The 15,253-nt window shown below is 48.8% G+C and carries 13 protein-coding genes; all 13 read right to left on the bottom strand.

Translation table 11 applies throughout. The annotated features are described in order from the left end of the window. Positions 1–108: 108 nt before the first annotated feature. On the bottom strand, positions 109–708 hold the full coding sequence (locus tag RBB82_RS02560; RefSeq protein ID WP_433973556.1) for an iron-containing redox enzyme family protein: 600 nt from the start codon (positions 706–708) through the stop codon (positions 109–111). A gap of 750 nt (positions 709–1,458) precedes the next feature. Next, positions 1,459–1,704: an acyl carrier protein gene (locus tag RBB82_RS02555; protein ID WP_433973555.1), complete on the bottom strand. Its 246-nt coding sequence runs from the start codon at positions 1,702–1,704 to the stop codon at positions 1,459–1,461. A 33-nt stretch (positions 1,705–1,737) separates the two neighbouring features. Next, complete coding sequence (locus RBB82_RS02550) at positions 1,738–2,706, bottom strand: alpha/beta hydrolase (RefSeq protein ID WP_433973554.1); 969 nt, start codon at positions 2,704–2,706, stop codon at positions 1,738–1,740. Beyond that, entirely contained in the window at positions 2,681–3,499 is an 819-nt protein-coding gene (locus RBB82_RS02545; RefSeq protein WP_433973553.1) for a serine aminopeptidase domain-containing protein, read from the bottom strand. Before RBB82_RS02545 ends, RBB82_RS02550 begins: the two co-directional genes overlap by 26 nt. A 75-nt stretch (positions 3,500–3,574) precedes the next feature. Beyond that, positions 3,575–4,309, bottom strand: a complete 735-nt coding sequence (locus RBB82_RS02540; protein WP_433973552.1) for an acyltransferase — start codon at positions 4,307–4,309, stop codon at positions 3,575–3,577. Between the two features lie 65 nt (positions 4,310–4,374). After that, a complete protein-coding gene (locus tag RBB82_RS02535; RefSeq protein WP_433973551.1) occupies positions 4,375–5,871 on the bottom strand; it encodes an oligosaccharide flippase family protein in 1,497 nt (498 codons plus the stop codon). Positions 5,872–5,967: 96 nt separating this feature from the next. Continuing rightward, on the bottom strand, positions 5,968–6,744 hold the full coding sequence (locus RBB82_RS02530) for a class I SAM-dependent methyltransferase (RefSeq protein ID WP_433973550.1): 777 nt from the start codon (positions 6,742–6,744) through the stop codon (positions 5,968–5,970). Between the two features lie 375 nt (positions 6,745–7,119). Further along, positions 7,120–8,514, bottom strand: a complete 1,395-nt coding sequence (locus RBB82_RS02525; protein ID WP_433973549.1) for a hypothetical protein — start codon at positions 8,512–8,514, stop codon at positions 7,120–7,122. A gap of 320 nt (positions 8,515–8,834) precedes the next feature. Further along, positions 8,835–10,361, bottom strand: a complete 1,527-nt coding sequence (locus RBB82_RS02520; protein WP_433973548.1) for a hypothetical protein — start codon at positions 10,359–10,361, stop codon at positions 8,835–8,837. A gap of 392 nt (positions 10,362–10,753) precedes the next feature. Further along, the gene (locus tag RBB82_RS02515) at positions 10,754–11,731 is read right to left on the bottom strand and encodes a glycosyltransferase family 2 protein (protein WP_433973547.1); all 978 of its coding nucleotides are present in this window, start codon (positions 11,729–11,731) and stop codon (positions 10,754–10,756) included. Positions 11,732–11,869: 138 nt separating this feature from the next. After that, complete coding sequence (locus RBB82_RS02510; RefSeq protein WP_433973546.1) at positions 11,870–12,646, bottom strand: polysaccharide deacetylase family protein; 777 nt, start codon at positions 12,644–12,646, stop codon at positions 11,870–11,872. 3 nt (positions 12,647–12,649) lie between these two features. Next, positions 12,650–14,458: an HAD-IIIC family phosphatase gene (locus RBB82_RS02505; protein ID WP_433973545.1), complete on the bottom strand. Its 1,809-nt coding sequence runs from the start codon at positions 14,456–14,458 to the stop codon at positions 12,650–12,652. Between the two features lie 43 nt (positions 14,459–14,501). Beyond that, complete coding sequence (locus tag RBB82_RS02500; protein WP_433973544.1) at positions 14,502–15,236, bottom strand: class I SAM-dependent methyltransferase; 735 nt, start codon at positions 15,234–15,236, stop codon at positions 14,502–14,504. Positions 15,237–15,253 lie beyond the last annotated feature (17 nt).

The following is a 15,253-nucleotide window of genomic DNA, read 5'->3' as shown; positions in this document are numbered from 1 at the left end:
GAGTTTGTAGCGTTGGAGGCGTGTGGCTGAGCCCTTCGAAAATAAGCCACCAAATTGAGTCCCGACCGCCCGATATTACGAATATCGCCTTACCCCGTTGCTTTGTGCTTAGGCTGCGACGGGCTCAACGCGATTGAAGATGATCGTTTCAAGTAATCTGCGAAGAAGATAGGCGCCTTCAAGTACATCTGTCTCCGGCTCAAGAGGATTGAGAGCCATTTCAATCGAAAGTGCTTGGAAAAGTCCGTCGGTGTGAGCGATGTCACAGACGCCGTGCACGTCGGTGTACTCCATATCCAGAGAACCTTGTGCGGTGGCGAGATCTGCAAAGTAGCCCATGAACCTCTGGATAAACCCTTCAAAGAAAGCCATGGTGGCGAGCGATTGAACACTGGAGAGCCGACCTAAAAACACTCGTACATTCGACAGATCTTGAGTTACCGCGAGCGAGTCCGTATCAGTAGGGAAAGCGTGGGCAGCAATGGCAAATCTACGCAACATAGCAGGATGAGCGTCGCGGATTTCTTCGTTGAGATTGTCCAAGAGGATCGGGCGTGCTTCTTCTGATTGGACTGAGAGCAGAGTTGCGGTCATCCAGTAGATGAAATTGCCCTCGAGCACTCCTGTATATCGGGCGATGATTCCGCGGCGCTCCTCAGCCGTTAGTTTTTTCGGGTCAGGCAAAGACGTGATGAGCTCGTCGATCATGCTGTTAACAGTGCTTTTGATTGCGGCGTCGGTTGCGGGGTTTTGCGATTGCGGCATGACTAACGTCGTGTTCATAATTTACCTTTCCTCGTGGTTAAGGACCCGACACTGGAGTGTGGATCCTGTTAAGGTTGAGCCTTATCCGCTGTAAGCGATGAAGAGCGATTTGGTGGATGGAATACGGGTGATACCGTTTGAAAACTATGCACACGCGCTAATCAGCACTTGCGTCGTTCAAGCCAGTTTTCAGAAGTGTGATCTTGAAATGGAGACGTAGCTCCGCCCTGTGGGCCACTATTCTCGTCTTTTGCTGCGGCCCGAACCTCGAACGCATTGTGACTCTTATGCACTGTAGTTAGCACGATGATGGCCAAAGTGCACCAACTAAGCGGGAGGGGGTTCATCGCTGATTTCTGAGGAAATTTGCGGTTAAACGATGGCTTGCAGGGGAGCCGCATTTTCGCGGAATTGCATGGTCTTGCACACAGTTAACAAAATAAATTCCACACCTTCTCTAACACTTTTCGTAGACCGAAAATGGCGAAAAGATACGTAGGGCCAGCAATATAGCAAGATAGGCAGTTTCGATCTTTAATTCACTGATCTGTTACACAGTTGGTTATGTATGTCCGAAGCGTCGGCAAATCAGACGAAGCGGAAAAGTGGAAAAACCTCGCTTCTTCTGGCCGTTCAGGGAGCGTCGCGCCAGGAAGGAGTTGGCCGCAGCCCATTATTTCGCACGGGAGCATATCATTTGGCAGCGTTTTCGTAGAAATGAACGAACTCGCCGAAGGTGACTGGAAAGACTGCATCTTCGGAGGCGCTAAAAGGATCCACACCAAGCTTTACTTCCAGTTTTGCCACGATCATGGCAAAGCAAAGCGAATCGAGGCCGGCATCCAGCAGAGTCAGATGATCGGTGAGAGACGCCAATGGCATTCCTTGTTCATCTGCAACCTGTTTGAACTGATTTATGATTTCGGAACGGATATCCATAATTCGCTGATTTTCTCACTTTCAAGATAGTGTTTAATTCAATGCGCGAGTTCCAACGAGGCGACTGTTTGTTGCATCATCACTGAGTTGGGAGCGGATGACATCCCAGCCAATTTCCTTGCGCATCTTAAGTGGGAAATAAGTATTCAGCCACTTCTCGATATTCTGTCGAACGGCTTCACGGCCAACCCGGTTCGCAAAGCTATGGCCGGTGTCGTCAATTACTTCTACCATAACCGCATTCTTTTGGCCCGCCAATTCGAAGATGTAGGTTAGGTAGTCAAAGTCTCCAATCTTCATCTTCGTGTGCTGCGCCTTCAAGATGAGTATCGGAGTTGCCGCAGACGCAACGCTCTTCCAACAGTTCAGTAGAGGAAAGTTCGCGTTCGAAGGTGGGGGAGTTCCGGGAAGTTGAGCTTGGAATGCCCTAACTCGATCGTACGTGTTGGAAACCCATACGCCGCCAGAGGTTCTAGAAAGGCGGCGAAGAACCTTCGCCCATAAGCCGGACTTATTCGCTAACGGCAGATGGAAGTACGGGTCCATCAATATGACGCCCTTGCAGTCTTTGCAGGTTGCGGCCGTATAAAGTGCGGACACCGCGCCCGCGCAAAGGCCGACGATGACAACGCCCGATAGGCAAAACCGCTCCATGAGCTGCGATACTTTGGTAGAGACGAGAGAGGCATAGCCCCCCGTGTTAATAAAACTGAGTAAGTCGGCTGGGGGATTTCCGGTCGAGTCACCTAGACCTGCTAAATCGATACGCAGGGAGGGGTATCCAGATTCTGCAAGAGAGTCGGCCCAATAGACAGCCGAGTCACCAGTCGCAGACCTCGTCGGGGTCAGGGAGTTTAGAAATAAAACTCCAAGGCGCTTCTCCCTGGGTAGCGCAGAGGTTGAATCAATTTTTTGATCGTAAGCTCTATGGTAGGTGCCAATGACAATCCCGTCATTGGTATCCAACGCGAACAGCTCACGATTCTCGATTGAAAGCTTCATTCATCTCTCCAGTTTTGAGTGCCAAGGCTCCGCTAATCCAACCAAAATTTTCCGAGTACAGTTCACTAAAATCTTTGACCTCAACATAGCCCCTAAACGGCTTGACTAGAGGGGAGGCATCTTTACCTAATTTGGTATTTTTAACCGGTCTTTTATAGACCGACTTAGCTCGGGTTACGTCGCTGAGAGCAGATGGTAGTTCGAAACCTACAGACTCACACCAGAGTTTACCCGGCCATTGATATCCTTGGACGTCCATATTAGCGCCCTGTTGCAGTTGTCTAATATATTCGCTGGCGGGTGTTCGATTTTCGGGTGAGTCAAGCATCTGCTTGAATCCCGCCCACTGCAGGAGCGTCGATCGCAAGGCCTCGTTTGCGGTAGCAGGCGGTGACCACATCAAAAGTGCGTCGCCACCACCTTCGTGGAAATTTCTTCCGGCAAGGATGGCGCCAAGTTCGAGTCCATGCAATAGAAGCGGCAGATTAGGAGTGCGACTGGTGAACCAATTGAGCAGAAGCTGCAGGTCTTCGCTCCACTTTTCGAAGCTCATCTCTTCGAAGACGCCAGTGCTTTCTCCGATTCCGCGATAATCGTACCGGAGAACCTCAACTTGTCTCTCCGCAAGATAACGAGCCCAGCGGACCCAAGGGTAGTATGAAGATACTCGCTCCGAAGCGAATGGTCCCACAAGGAGAGCACGTGCCACTGGATTGTCGGGTTTGTGCAATACCGTGTAAAGATGAGCGTCGGGAACCTCAAAGTATCGAGCTTCTTCGGTAATTGCTGGCATTGGGCGTTGTGTCTGCACTTTAGTTTCCTTTGATCGGCTTGGCAAGATGCGCGAACGGTCTCGGGAGATTTGTACTTATAAGAAGCGGGTTGCTGAAAAGACTTGCGACAGATCGTCGTTGTGCTTCGTTTCTGCTTCGCGTTCGCCTGATCGTTCAGACCCCTTAGCGTCTTCAGATACCTTGATCCAGGTTTTTGTGAGCGGGTCGTACTGCTTAATCAGTCTGGCGGGGTTCCCTGCAATTACAGAGTAAGGAGGATAACTCTTCGTCACTACCGAGTTCGCTCCAACTACACTGTTGCGACCGATAACTAGATCACCCTTACCGCATATGATGGCTGCGCCTTGTCCGATCCAGCAACCTTCTTCAATTTGGATGCGACCGCCTGCGGTTACACCTTGTTCTCTGATGGGAATCTCCACATCTTCGTAGGCGTGGTTGTGATCTTGAATAAGCACCGAAGCGGCGATTATGACTCCGCGCTCCAAATGAATTGAGTTCTTAGCCGATATAGTTGTGCGGAGGCCCAAAGAGCAGTTGTCTTCGATGTTCAAAGTTAGACCGCTGGCTTCCTCAGAGATGATGTTCAGCCAACTATCCTTGCGAATAATGACTGAATTGCCTATTTTGATGTTATTTGCTGTTTGCCGGCTTATTACGCATGGGTAATGAACGGACAGGTTTATCCCGAGCGACAAAAAAGGGTACGTGGCGCTTATCCATTTGCTGTATATACTCGTTACGACTCTGGCAAGAAACGACAGCGGATCCTCATGGTAAGCTCCCGGTTTTCCTCTGAAGAAGGCCATAGCTGATCTTATATCCGCAAAATCTAAAATTGAATCTACATTGTTGATCGTAGCGTCGAGGTGGATCAGACCGATGCTTTCACGTCGTGCGATTTCTCTAACCGCATTAGCATCGGAACATAAAACGCATACGCAATTGCGCAAACAGCAACACAAATTGCTACATCTTCTGCCGGCTTTATGGCAAGTCCGAGTGAGCGTACGGCGAGTATAGCAACGAGGCTACCAATCGACACCATTGCTGCTGGCAAAATTACTTTTCCGTACTTAGTAATTGTCAAGCCCGTGATCTCGCGTGCGCGATCGAGTTGAAGAAGGTAGCTAACAATGATCGCGATTAGAGCGGCTGCCTGGCCGCCAACCATGCCAAGATACTTGCAGGCTGGATAGATCGCGATGATCATAATAGCTGCAGAGGCTGCGACAGCGCGACGGTGTAGAGCAGGACGTCCTGCAGCGTAGAACAGACTAGTGACTAAAGAATTGAGCGTGTTCAGGAGTGTTACACCCGCTGCAACGGCAAGTGCGCCGGAGGCGGCAGCATAACGAGCGCCGTAGGTAATCGTCAGCAGAGATGGCCCACACTGCCATATCATCACTACCGCTGGTAACCCGAGCAAAATAAGCCAAGACGATACTTCCGATAGGATACGGTTTCCGCGCTTCCTGTCCTCTCGAACATGCGAGAATGCCGGCAAGAGAGTTGTTCCAAGTATGTTTATCAGGAAGCCTGATGGCGTCTGGACTAAGTAAACAGCCATCGTATAAATACCCAATGCTGCAGGAGAATATAGCTTTCCTAATACGAAGATATCTGCACGAGCAAAGATAAGATTCAAAAAGGATAGACCAACCATCCCTCGTGAAAATTTAAGGAGATCTCGGATAGCATCCGTGTCCAACCTTAGAGACGGAAATCCTGGGAAAAGAATATAAGAGAAGATACATCTAAAAGCATTTTCACTGCAGTAGCCAATTGCGAGAGCTCTTACGTCTCGAAGAATGAAACTAAGAGCTATCGTCAGGATGACACCACAGATTCCGCCTCCATTGCTGATAAACGCCCAGCGCCCGAACTTCATATCCTTTTGTGCGAGTTTCGAACGTGGACTGATCAAGCCGTCAAGCAGGATGCTCAATAAAGCCACTCGTAGCAACATGGATAGGTCTGGAATCCCATAGAACCGTGCAATCCAAGGGGCTGCCGTAAAGATCAAGGAATAGATGCCAATTGCTCGCCCTAGCCCCATCCACCACGCCGCATTTAGGTATGAGTCGTCACCTCCACGTGGGTTTCGAATAACTGCCGGCCACAGTCCGACGTCGGAGAAAGAGGCGACGAGGGAAGACGAAGACAATACAATCGCCATGGCTCCAAAGGCACCTGGGGCAAGCAGCCTGGTCAGCAGCATGTTCCGCGCAAACCGGCTTACCTGCTCCGCAAAGCTCCCGCTTCCCAGCCATGCTCCGCCGCGCGTTGCTTTGGCGCGGAGGGTATCACCCAATAAGGCGCCGTTGGCCGCAACCTTGACTCGGTTGCAAATGCTCATAAAACCCATCATGCTCCTCTACGAATTATCGGGTGATGTGGTTGAATTCAGATTGTTGGAAGAAGGACTAACAAAGTTTTGACGCCAAAAGAGCCGATGCTCTAAGAATTAGTCTTTTTGAAAGACCGCCTGCAGACTTGGGCCTGCTCCGCAGTACGAAGCCGCGCTGCTGTACAGCGACCCGATCGTAAGTCTCTGAGCTTTTCGTAACAACTTCCAGGGTATTCCGGGTTGAGGATTCAGTTCCGATGGCGTCCATTTCAGCCCTGCCTTGCGAGCCATGTCGTCGAGCAAGATCCAAGTGCTCTGCTCTACATAGCGCCCTGGGGGTGTCACCATTCGCACTTCGCGAAGACCAACCAACATAGCGAGGCCAGTCAACGATTCTGCGGAGTAGTGATGAAGGTGCCGGGGTAGATCTAACCCGTACCAATAGGAGCGGAAGGCGCGTGCCTCCCAAGACTTGATGTTCGGTACAAATATGTAGAAGATGCCGCCTGGCTTCAACCATTCGGCGACATTGCGGAAGACGTCACGCGGTTCATAGAGATGCTCCATCACATCTGAACATGTGACGACATCAAAGCTGTTAGGTGGAAAGGCCGCGTCTTCTACGTCACCTGCAAAGACTTCCGCGCCGGTAAGGGCTCGGGCTCTTTCTGCGGTGGGCAAATTTTGCTCTATCCCATAGAGCTTCCACGGACCGCCTTTCAGGTATCCGAGGAACGCTCCTGAGCTACATCCAATATCGAGGATGTTGCCTCCAGTTTTGTATTTCGATATAACCTGCAGTTGCTTCTTCCACCGCTTGCTCGAAGATTCTCCCGCATTCCCGACAGCCCGATGATATTCAGGTCCATAGTATCGGCCCATTTCCTCTCGCATCGGCCGATTCTCAAGCCACGTATGCGAGCATGAGGGGCAACGCAAAAGGTCATAATCGCTAGCTCCAGGCTGCGATCTTTCCGGAACTTGAATCCATCGTCTGGAACCCGATTCGCCGCAGCACGGACAGCCGCTGTTCGGAATAACTTTTTCATCAATACGGGATATGGATTTCGTCATGGTATTTGTCATCATTTTGTCCGTTTCCAGAACGATCTGCTCGCAGAATTTATATTTAGGCGAGCAGATATCTTGGGTGTCGTTACTTGGGAAAGCGTGAGCGGCGATACTAATTACGTCTCCTCCGCCACACAGGTCATGGATTGCAGCAAGGCAGATAATAAAGGCGTTACTTGGATGACTTGCCTATGCAAATTAGAGGACGTTCAATAGTTTAGGTTCTTGAAATTCCTCGTCGAGCTCGTGGTCGAAATACCAGCGCTTCAGGTTTTTGAGGCGGCGAACCGGTTTGGCTTTGCCGTTCGGTGTAGCTGTAGAGACGCTCGTGGAGATCATGACCAACAACGCAAACCAAGCAAGAAGCATCTGATCGAAATAATCGATTCCGATAAAGACTACCAAGTGCGAGAGCATCGCAGAGCCAAGGCACCAGAAGAACCATTCTTCACTTCGGTTTCCTGATACAAGTTTTCGTTTGGTTCCAATTCTTCCGAGACACTTCGAAATGATAGCGATGAACAGAACAAAACTTAGTAGACCGCCGCCGATGCCATAGGTTACATATTCATTTGAAGTGTCGGCCATCTCCCAACCCCAAGAGCCGTTGTTCTGTGTGCCTAAAAGCCACCACTCGTCGAAATGCCGAATGAAGGTGTCAACGAGCTGGTATCGATGGAAGTTTTCTGACGAGCCCGTCAAATCTATGTGCTCTAAGAGCGACCAGACGGGGCCCTTCATAACCAAGTGCAGAACTATTACCGAGAGCAAAAGCCCATATCGAATTAGCCGCATCTGCTTGCGAAGTGGCCACATGCATAAACCGAAGATTCCCGCGACATAACATCCCAGCACAGTAGAGGAATGGCAAGTTATTGCCATGACAGTAGCCCCCAAAAAACCGAGGATTGCAGTCTTTCGAAATGTTTTCTCAGACCACAACCAAATCAACAGGGGAACAAGTGTTGCACCAAAAGCTCCAGCTGGGATGGAATGCAAAAACGGCCCCATCGACCGAATCGCCCCATTACGTGTCTCCGAGATGCTTAGTGTGCCTCCAAGGAGACCGAAAACATTCACGCCGGTCCGCTGCTCATTGAGCATGCAGATTCCAGCAATGAAGGCAACGATAGCCATCACTCTAATCGTCTCTCGAACGGTATCTCGATCTCTAATAAAAAAACGTAAGACAAAGTAGCCAGCGAGCGCATCCAGGAGGTCGCCTAGAGCTTTGATGAGAGCTTGTGTTGCCATGTATTGCAGTGAAAAAATAACAAAGAAGGCGATAGCTCCCGCCGCGAACAATCGGTCAATAGAGTTGAAGCCTCCTGTCAGTGGCGCTTTGCGCTTTGAAATCACCCATCGAGCCAACCCAGCCAGCAAGATAATTCTATAAACGTTTAGGTGGACACCTGCTAAAACTAGAACTTGGCCTTTGGGAATGAGGAAGATAGCAAGCAACAGGGAGGCTAGTGCATTCTTAAGGGGTGCCCACAAGATCAAGAAGATCGCAAGCACCATTGCCACCGCCACCAGAGGATGAAGCACGGTGGCGGAGGAGCCACCACCGAATCGGTAGTGATCGGGTTCCATATGGTTTGTCCACAGCAGGGAACTCCAGCTGCGGTTGGCAACCGAAGCTATACGTTCCTTTAGCGCGATTATGAAGGGCAACGTTCAAGAACATCATAAGGGCAGCCAGCAGCCTTGCCAAGTCAATTCCCGGTCTGAAGAGACATCAGAGAAGGCGAGACCAGGAATTACCCACAAAAGAAATAGTGACGTTCCACCTCTGCAGGTTATTGGGATTACCTATTCAAGGCAGAAAAAAGAAAAGTTCGTAGCGATAAGGTCACAAACTCCGATCTTATCGCTACGAATTCGTTCTAAAAAGATGTTTCAGCGGTCGTTGATTAGTGAGATGAAGTCGTGTAGCTCAAATTGGTGGGAGGGGCGGGAGAAACGGGATCACCCATTTGCGTGGCTCCACGATCATTTGCGAATGCACTTCCGTAGAGGTCGGTTGTGTCATACGGAGCCCCGAGGTTTACAGCGTTGTTCCAGTCTGCGTTGTCCGAAGCCAGCTTGAAGTTGCCCTCCGCCCAATTGACAAACGGGTTGGGAGCACCGCTGGATATGTTTACATTTGTGGAGCCGCTTGAACCGGAAGTATTCAAGAACGAGTTATGGTCCTGGGTAAAACCAGCACCACTTACCGAAGCACTTGCGCAGTTGTACCAGAGGTTGTTTCTGACAGTGTAGCCACCGGTATTTGTGGAGACGATCCCGCAATTGTTGGTAACGCCGGGTCCAATCGTATTGTTGATAACCATGAAGCCAGTACAGGTCTGACTGCTGTTGATGCAGGCAATAAATCCATCATTGTGACGGCAGCTATTGCCCGATGAGCAGAAATCGACATTGTTGTAAAAACTGAAATTGCTGTGAGTTCCAGTTACGGGGTCTACAAATACCAGATCTCCGTTTGTTGTCTGATCTCTAAAGATATTGTGGTGGATCGAAGTTCCCGAGTCCGAGCCCGTGTCTTGAAGCGCCTCACCATGGTTTAGAGCGCCGTCGAACAGGCCCCAGAAGTAGTTATAAGAGATGGTTCCGTTATTCCACCCCCCGTTTGCATTGGTTATATAGGTAGTACTCGCATTGTGAAGATAGCTGTGGGTGACGACCATGTTAGTGGTTGAGTTAGCAAACCAGAAGTAAGTCTCGGAGTTGTTATTGCCGTTCGCGTTCAGCCCTTGACCCTTCCACTCGACGGACTCCCAGGTGATGTTTTTACCTGCGCCGTGCATTTCACCATTGCCGCCGTCACAACCATTATTTGCAGTGGAGGTACAGGTAGACGCATCAATCTTGATGCCGCAGGCTGCAGCGTTGGGAGCGGCGCCTGTAAGTGATGCGGGCGGATTAGCTTGTACGCCGCCGCAACCAACCTCGTTGGTGCCAGCGTTCTGGCCGTTCCCGTTAATTGTCCAGTAGTCACTCGTAATGCTGACCATAGATCCTTGGCTGCCCCAAGTCCAGACAGCCTGGCTCGATCCCATTGTTGCGGTGTTCCAGCCGGCACTTGTGCAGTTGTCGTAGCTTTGCGCCTTACGGAGTTCGATAGTTGAAGTTCCGGAATCTGCCTGACTGAGAGACAGATGATGTCCGTAGTTTCCGTCGGCGAGATAGTAGATATCGCCTCTGACCAGGGTTGAGGGAAGACCTGCGTAAGCATTATTCCAATCGGCCCCTGTTTTCGAGCCTGAACCGCTGGGGGTAACAGTGTGACATGCTGCAAAAGCCTGAGGAATCGCTAGACAAGCAAAAATCAGGAGGAGCAGAGATTTACCGAATTGCGATTGGATGCTCACTTGAGAAGGAGAAGACCACGACATAATCGTGCCTGGGGAGGCGAAGATAGAGAATTTTGAAAACACGAACACCTCTTGAGACGTGTAAAAAGAACGTTGATAAGAGGCAGAGCAAAACGAAAAGAGAGGTAGTGTTAAGAAATTCGTACGAATGCGTCCGGCCAAATCGCAGGAAGTCGTCCCATGCGCGGGGATATATTTTTATCTTACCTAGCAACTACTTGAGCTGCACAGGTCGCATTTTTCAACGTTCGTACAAATAAATATTGCTTAGTGCCGTTTACAGTTTGTGAAGGCGACGCCTCAGGAAGAGCCGGATGTCTCATGCCCCACCCCATCACAAACTTTAGACTGACATTTGCGGGTGAGGGACGCAATCACACAAATTGGTTACAAAGCCGGAATAGGCATTGGCTTGCCAAGACCTGTTCTGTTTATACCAGAGACACCCCCAGCGATCAAGCAACATCACCTAACCCAGGCTCCTTACCGTTTTCCACAAGCTGAACCGGATCGACGCGCATGTTCCATTCAACCGCAGCGTTATATAGATCCAAACGTCTTTTGAGTTGATCTGATTGCTTTACAAATGAGACGAGTCCATATCCGACTTGGCGAATCCGGATTCGCGCCAGCGAATACTGACGGCAATGGTGAACACCTCTTCTGCCGAAATATTTATAAAAATAACGATAGCGGTTGCGATGTTTGTCCAATTCAAATGGGATCGGAAATCGTTGACTTGTCGACTGTCCGCCGAGGTGAGTGATAGTAACTTCGGGCGTGAAGAGAATCGAGCAACCGGTATCCCATACTCGGTGGCAAAGGTCGACGTCTTCGTAGTAATACTGAAATTGCTCGTCAAACCCGCCTATTTTTTTCAATAAGTTAGCACGCACCATCAGGCAACACCCGGAGTGCCAATCAATCGTTCGCTCCGTATCACCCTTCCAGCTGACATATTCATCAGAGACCAAAGCGCTTGAGAAGTGACCAAGAATTCCAAGGTGAAGAGCTCCGAGCCACCCTCGCCAGATTGTTGGAAACGGTCGTCCTGAACTCTGATAGGAGCCGTCAGGATTGAGAACCCTGCAACCAAACCCGCCTGCTTCAGGGTGGCGGTCTGCAAATTCAATCAATCGATCAAAAGAGCCTTCGTGAATAATCGTGTCTGGATTTAGAATCAAGACATAATCACCTGTGCTTATTTCGATACCGACGTTATTCCCTTTTGAAAATCTTAAATTTGTGCCGTTTTCTATGACGCGAACTTTAGGGAAGTTTGCGCGGATGAACTCTGGTGATCCGTCGGTTGATCCATTATCGGATACGATGACCTCAAACTTGATTGAGTGAATTCCAGAGTAGATAGAACGTAAACAGTCATTGATGACCTTCCGATCGTTCCAGCAAAGAATGACGATTGATAGGTTCACGATTTGTAGTCCTTCCATCCTAGGGGTTGGTGTCTAGGAGTGTCTTGCTGGCAATCTGCGGAAAGCTATGGTTCTATCGGGAAATAGAGCTCGAGTTGAGGGCACGTCTGGAGGGATCAACTTTAAGAAGACCACCGCTCAATGTGCCGTGATTTCCTTCGTTGAAGACGGCGCAACCAACTTGGCTACAACTTCCGCGACAGTGGCGACACGAGCACTTCTGCTCAGAGCAAATGACACAGCAAACTTTAAAAGCTCAGGAGTGCAACCGAATGGAGACGGTGTATCGCGCACGTCGTGCGAGTAAAAAATCAGCCAACTCTGCCTGCGCTCGTTTTCTAAAATCAATTCTCGCACTTGAGAGCTCTTATCAAGTCCCCCGTACAAACTGTTCGCTCTAAGCAAATTTAAGTCAATTTTCGAGTCGTTAAATCCACCCCAAATTCCTCGGGAGCTCGCTACGTCCATACCAATTTTTGTTTTTGCCTTTAGCGTTATATCTCCAAATGGAAACGCAAAGTTGCCAATATCACTTTGCCCAGTTATTTCTTCTAGAGCTCGTCTACCCGAGTCTACTTCCGCCCTGAATTTTGCGCATGAGACTGAACGACAGGATATATGGCTAAACGTGTGACTTGCCAGTTCGTGGCCGCGATACAGAAGAGTTTCTAGATCATCGCGCCTGAATTGCTCCCCTAGATGGTTTGTGCTATTCATCAAGCCAATCGAGGTGTAATAGGTGCCACGAGAGCCAAGCGCTTCCAATATGTTTCCACCAACAGTCAAAGCCGTCCGCGGGAAGTCATCAAACGTAAACGATATCGTAGGGCCGTCCGTTTTTAAAATTGCTGGGCGCTTAGACAGAAAAGTTAAAAGCTTTCGGCGCGCCATGGCAATCGGAGTTTTTATGCTCATGGTTTAGTTGGTCGAAAGCGGTACTTCCGTAATGATAATTGTCACGACCCCGTCGTCGAGCAGTTCTTTATTTTTACGAAAAACCAATGAGGTTACACCAGATGATACTCCAACCTCTTCCATGTTGAGATCAGAAAAAACTCTTCCTGAAGGCGCATTTCTGGGAGTTTTACGATAATTGGCAAAGAAATCCTTGTTCAGATCGCGAATATAATTTTTAACAATGTAGTTGAGGAATGCGTGCTCGACGCGTTTTGATTGAATTCGACAACTAAACATCAAATCGGTCATTCTTGGCTCACGGCTATCGACAATACTAAAACCTATAATCCCATATGAACCGAACCGATCTTCGCAGCTAAGAACGTAAGTATCGAGATATGACTTCGATAGAAGATCTTTCAAAACAGCGCGGTCATAACGCTGTCCGGAGAAATTCATTTGATTCGTACGTTGTGTTAATTCATGGACGCGATCAACATTTTCTTCAGTCATGGTCTGAACTGACAAGCGTATCTCGCAATAACGCAAGAAAGCCATGTAGTCGTTCCCAAAGCTTTCTTCCAAGTTTCGACGTTCCGATTCAGTCTTGTACATCTTTCGTCTATTCTTGCTTTCGGCAGTGACAGGGACATCACATTCTTTCATTTCGAGCAAGGTATGTGTATCAATAGCGTTAAGAACATGAACCGTCGGGCAAATTGCTTTTACCTGTTCTAATTCAAACTGTGAGTCGTCGACAAAAATAAGCGTATCTTTCCCAATATTTAGTTCATGCGAGATTGCGTCAACGCCCTCGCTTTTTGGCCGCCATGAAATCTGAGGAAAAAGGAAATATTCGTCTAATTCAAAATGCTTTATTGCTTCCATTGCTTCTTCGTAATTATTCTTGCTCACAACGGACTGCAAGATCCCTCGTGCATCGAGTTGCTTAATAGCATCAACTGCATCAACTCTGAGTCTCAGATTTTCCAGGCCATCTTCAACTAAAACACCATCCCATAAAGTATTATCCAAGTCCCAAATTACGCATTTTGTAAACTTAACTTTCTCGGATGAGTGTGGCTCAACCTCTTGGACAAATTCCATCAGTCCGAAGTAAAGCGTTGTTCCTTCCAAAACATCATTTGGAATGAGGTCTACATTGAACGGCGTCCGAGGGTTAATGACTCTGAGAACATTGTTCATTGGAACGCGTATGCGATTGAAGCCTGGATCGACTTCTATAAGTTTTTGAAACGGTAGCCTGCCTTCACCTAAAGGCCTCATCGTCAGCGAGATCCGAATACTGAAAGACTGGGGGTTATAACACTCTAGTAAAAATGACGTTGGCAAACTGTCCCCGGCATCTGCGGGGCGGCCCGCCGACTTTTTTTTGTGACTATATCTTTTACTCGTTATCGCTGTCTTTAAGAGAGTGGGGATCGGTAGCTGATGCAACACTGTTCCGATCTGATAATCTCTTCGTTCTATTCTCTCAGCTTGTCCGGCGGAGTGCAGGCGCACATTTCCCGGTGACCACAGCTTCCCCCATCTCTTGAACTTGATTTTCAATAGGTACGAATTTATCGCTTCAGAGCATTCCACCCGAACCATTCCGTCAATAAACCGCCTGCATTTGCCGTCTTCGCGCGGGCTGTAGAGATCGCAGGTCGAATAGCAAACGGGCCAAACACACTCCGTGCAGTGTTCGCTCCAGGCGAGCGTGGTTCGTGTTTGAACCATTCCCGCCAGCGTTCCGAACTCTTTTATGACATCGGCTGGAATTTCGCTGCTAGCTTCAGTCCGATTATTTACTTCAGTTTCGTACATTGATCAACTCCAACTGCGTTCAAACTTTCGGATGTCGGTAGACTCACTGACTCTTCTGTAAACGATAGATGAACTGATTTCCCATCCACCGTTTTCGGTTGTGTTTCGAGGAGCCAAATAGACGTCGAGTCAAGTCGTACATTCCTTCTTGATTGAGAAACTTATGAGAACCAAGCGGAGGTAAACCGTAACGATATAGCCCCAGTATCCCAAGTCCACTATGCCGACACAGTTTCAAAACCTCAATTTGTCGAAGACGGTTCAATTTATATGGTGCGGGCCTCAATAGCTTTAGTACGCTCTGATATAAAACAACCGGTACGCCCCAGAAATGAAAGCTGTCAGTAAACTCGAGAATTATCCAAGCACCCGGTTTCGCGAGGTTCGATACTTTCTCTATAACTGCAGCTGGAGAATCCACATGTGCGAGGACGCCGATACAAAAAATGAGGTCAAATGATTGATGCTCGAGATTGGCAGCCATGAAGTCTCCATCAATCATCTCGACGTCGTTCAAACGGCCAGAGGGAATTCGTTTTGATGCAAGATGGAGCATGTTTTTGGAAAGATCCAGTAGAGTAAGTTTTTTGCACCGAGAAAGTAGTGGCAAAGAGATCGAGCCGTCGCCGCAACCGATATCCAATATATTTTCGAACTCTAGGCCTTCGGTAAACTGTCCTATTGTCTCGATACGGATGCGGATGTCATACGCTCTCGGGTCAAGGTACTTTTGCGGAGTTTCAAACAGAGCTTTTACATGTTCGGTTTTTGAAATCATAGGGTCAAACCTTATTG

The organism is Tunturiibacter lichenicola, from assembly GCF_051013355.1.
GTDB lineage: Bacteria > Acidobacteriota > Terriglobia > Terriglobales > Acidobacteriaceae > Edaphobacter > Edaphobacter lichenicola_F.
The sequence above is the reverse complement of the archived record's forward strand: the minus strand, read 5'-3'. Positions and strand labels throughout refer to the sequence as shown.

Bases quoted from the DNA above. Each gene is read 5' to 3' on its own strand.
- RBB82_RS02560 (WP_433973556.1), bottom strand. From the start codon at position 708: ATGATCGACGAGCTCATCACGTCTTTGCCTGACCCGAAAAAACTAACG.
- RBB82_RS02555 (WP_433973555.1), bottom strand. From the start codon at position 1,704: ATGGATATCCGTTCCGAAATCATAAATCAGTTCAAACAGGTTGCAGAT.
- RBB82_RS02550 (WP_433973554.1), bottom strand. From the start codon at position 2,706: ATGAAGCTTTCAATCGAGAATCGTGAGCTGTTCGCGTTGGATACCAAT.
- RBB82_RS02545 (WP_433973553.1), bottom strand. From the start codon at position 3,499: ATGCCAGCAATTACCGAAGAAGCTCGATACTTTGAGGTTCCCGACGCT.
- RBB82_RS02540 (WP_433973552.1), bottom strand. From the start codon at position 4,309: ATGGCCTTCTTCAGAGGAAAACCGGGAGCTTACCATGAGGATCCGCTG.
- RBB82_RS02535 (WP_433973551.1), bottom strand. From the start codon at position 5,871: ATGATGGGTTTTATGAGCATTTGCAACCGAGTCAAGGTTGCGGCCAAC.
- RBB82_RS02530 (WP_433973550.1), bottom strand. From the start codon at position 6,744: ATGCGAGAGGAAATGGGCCGATACTATGGACCTGAATATCATCGGGCT.
- RBB82_RS02525 (WP_433973549.1), bottom strand. From the start codon at position 8,514: ATGGAACCCGATCACTACCGATTCGGTGGTGGCTCCTCCGCCACCGTG.
- RBB82_RS02510 (WP_433973546.1), bottom strand. From the start codon at position 12,646: ATGAGCATAAAAACTCCGATTGCCATGGCGCGCCGAAAGCTTTTAACT.
- RBB82_RS02505 (WP_433973545.1), bottom strand. From the start codon at position 14,458: ATGTACGAAACTGAAGTAAATAATCGGACTGAAGCTAGCAGCGAAATT.
- RBB82_RS02500 (WP_433973544.1), bottom strand. From the start codon at position 15,236: ATGATTTCAAAAACCGAACATGTAAAAGCTCTGTTTGAAACTCCGCAA.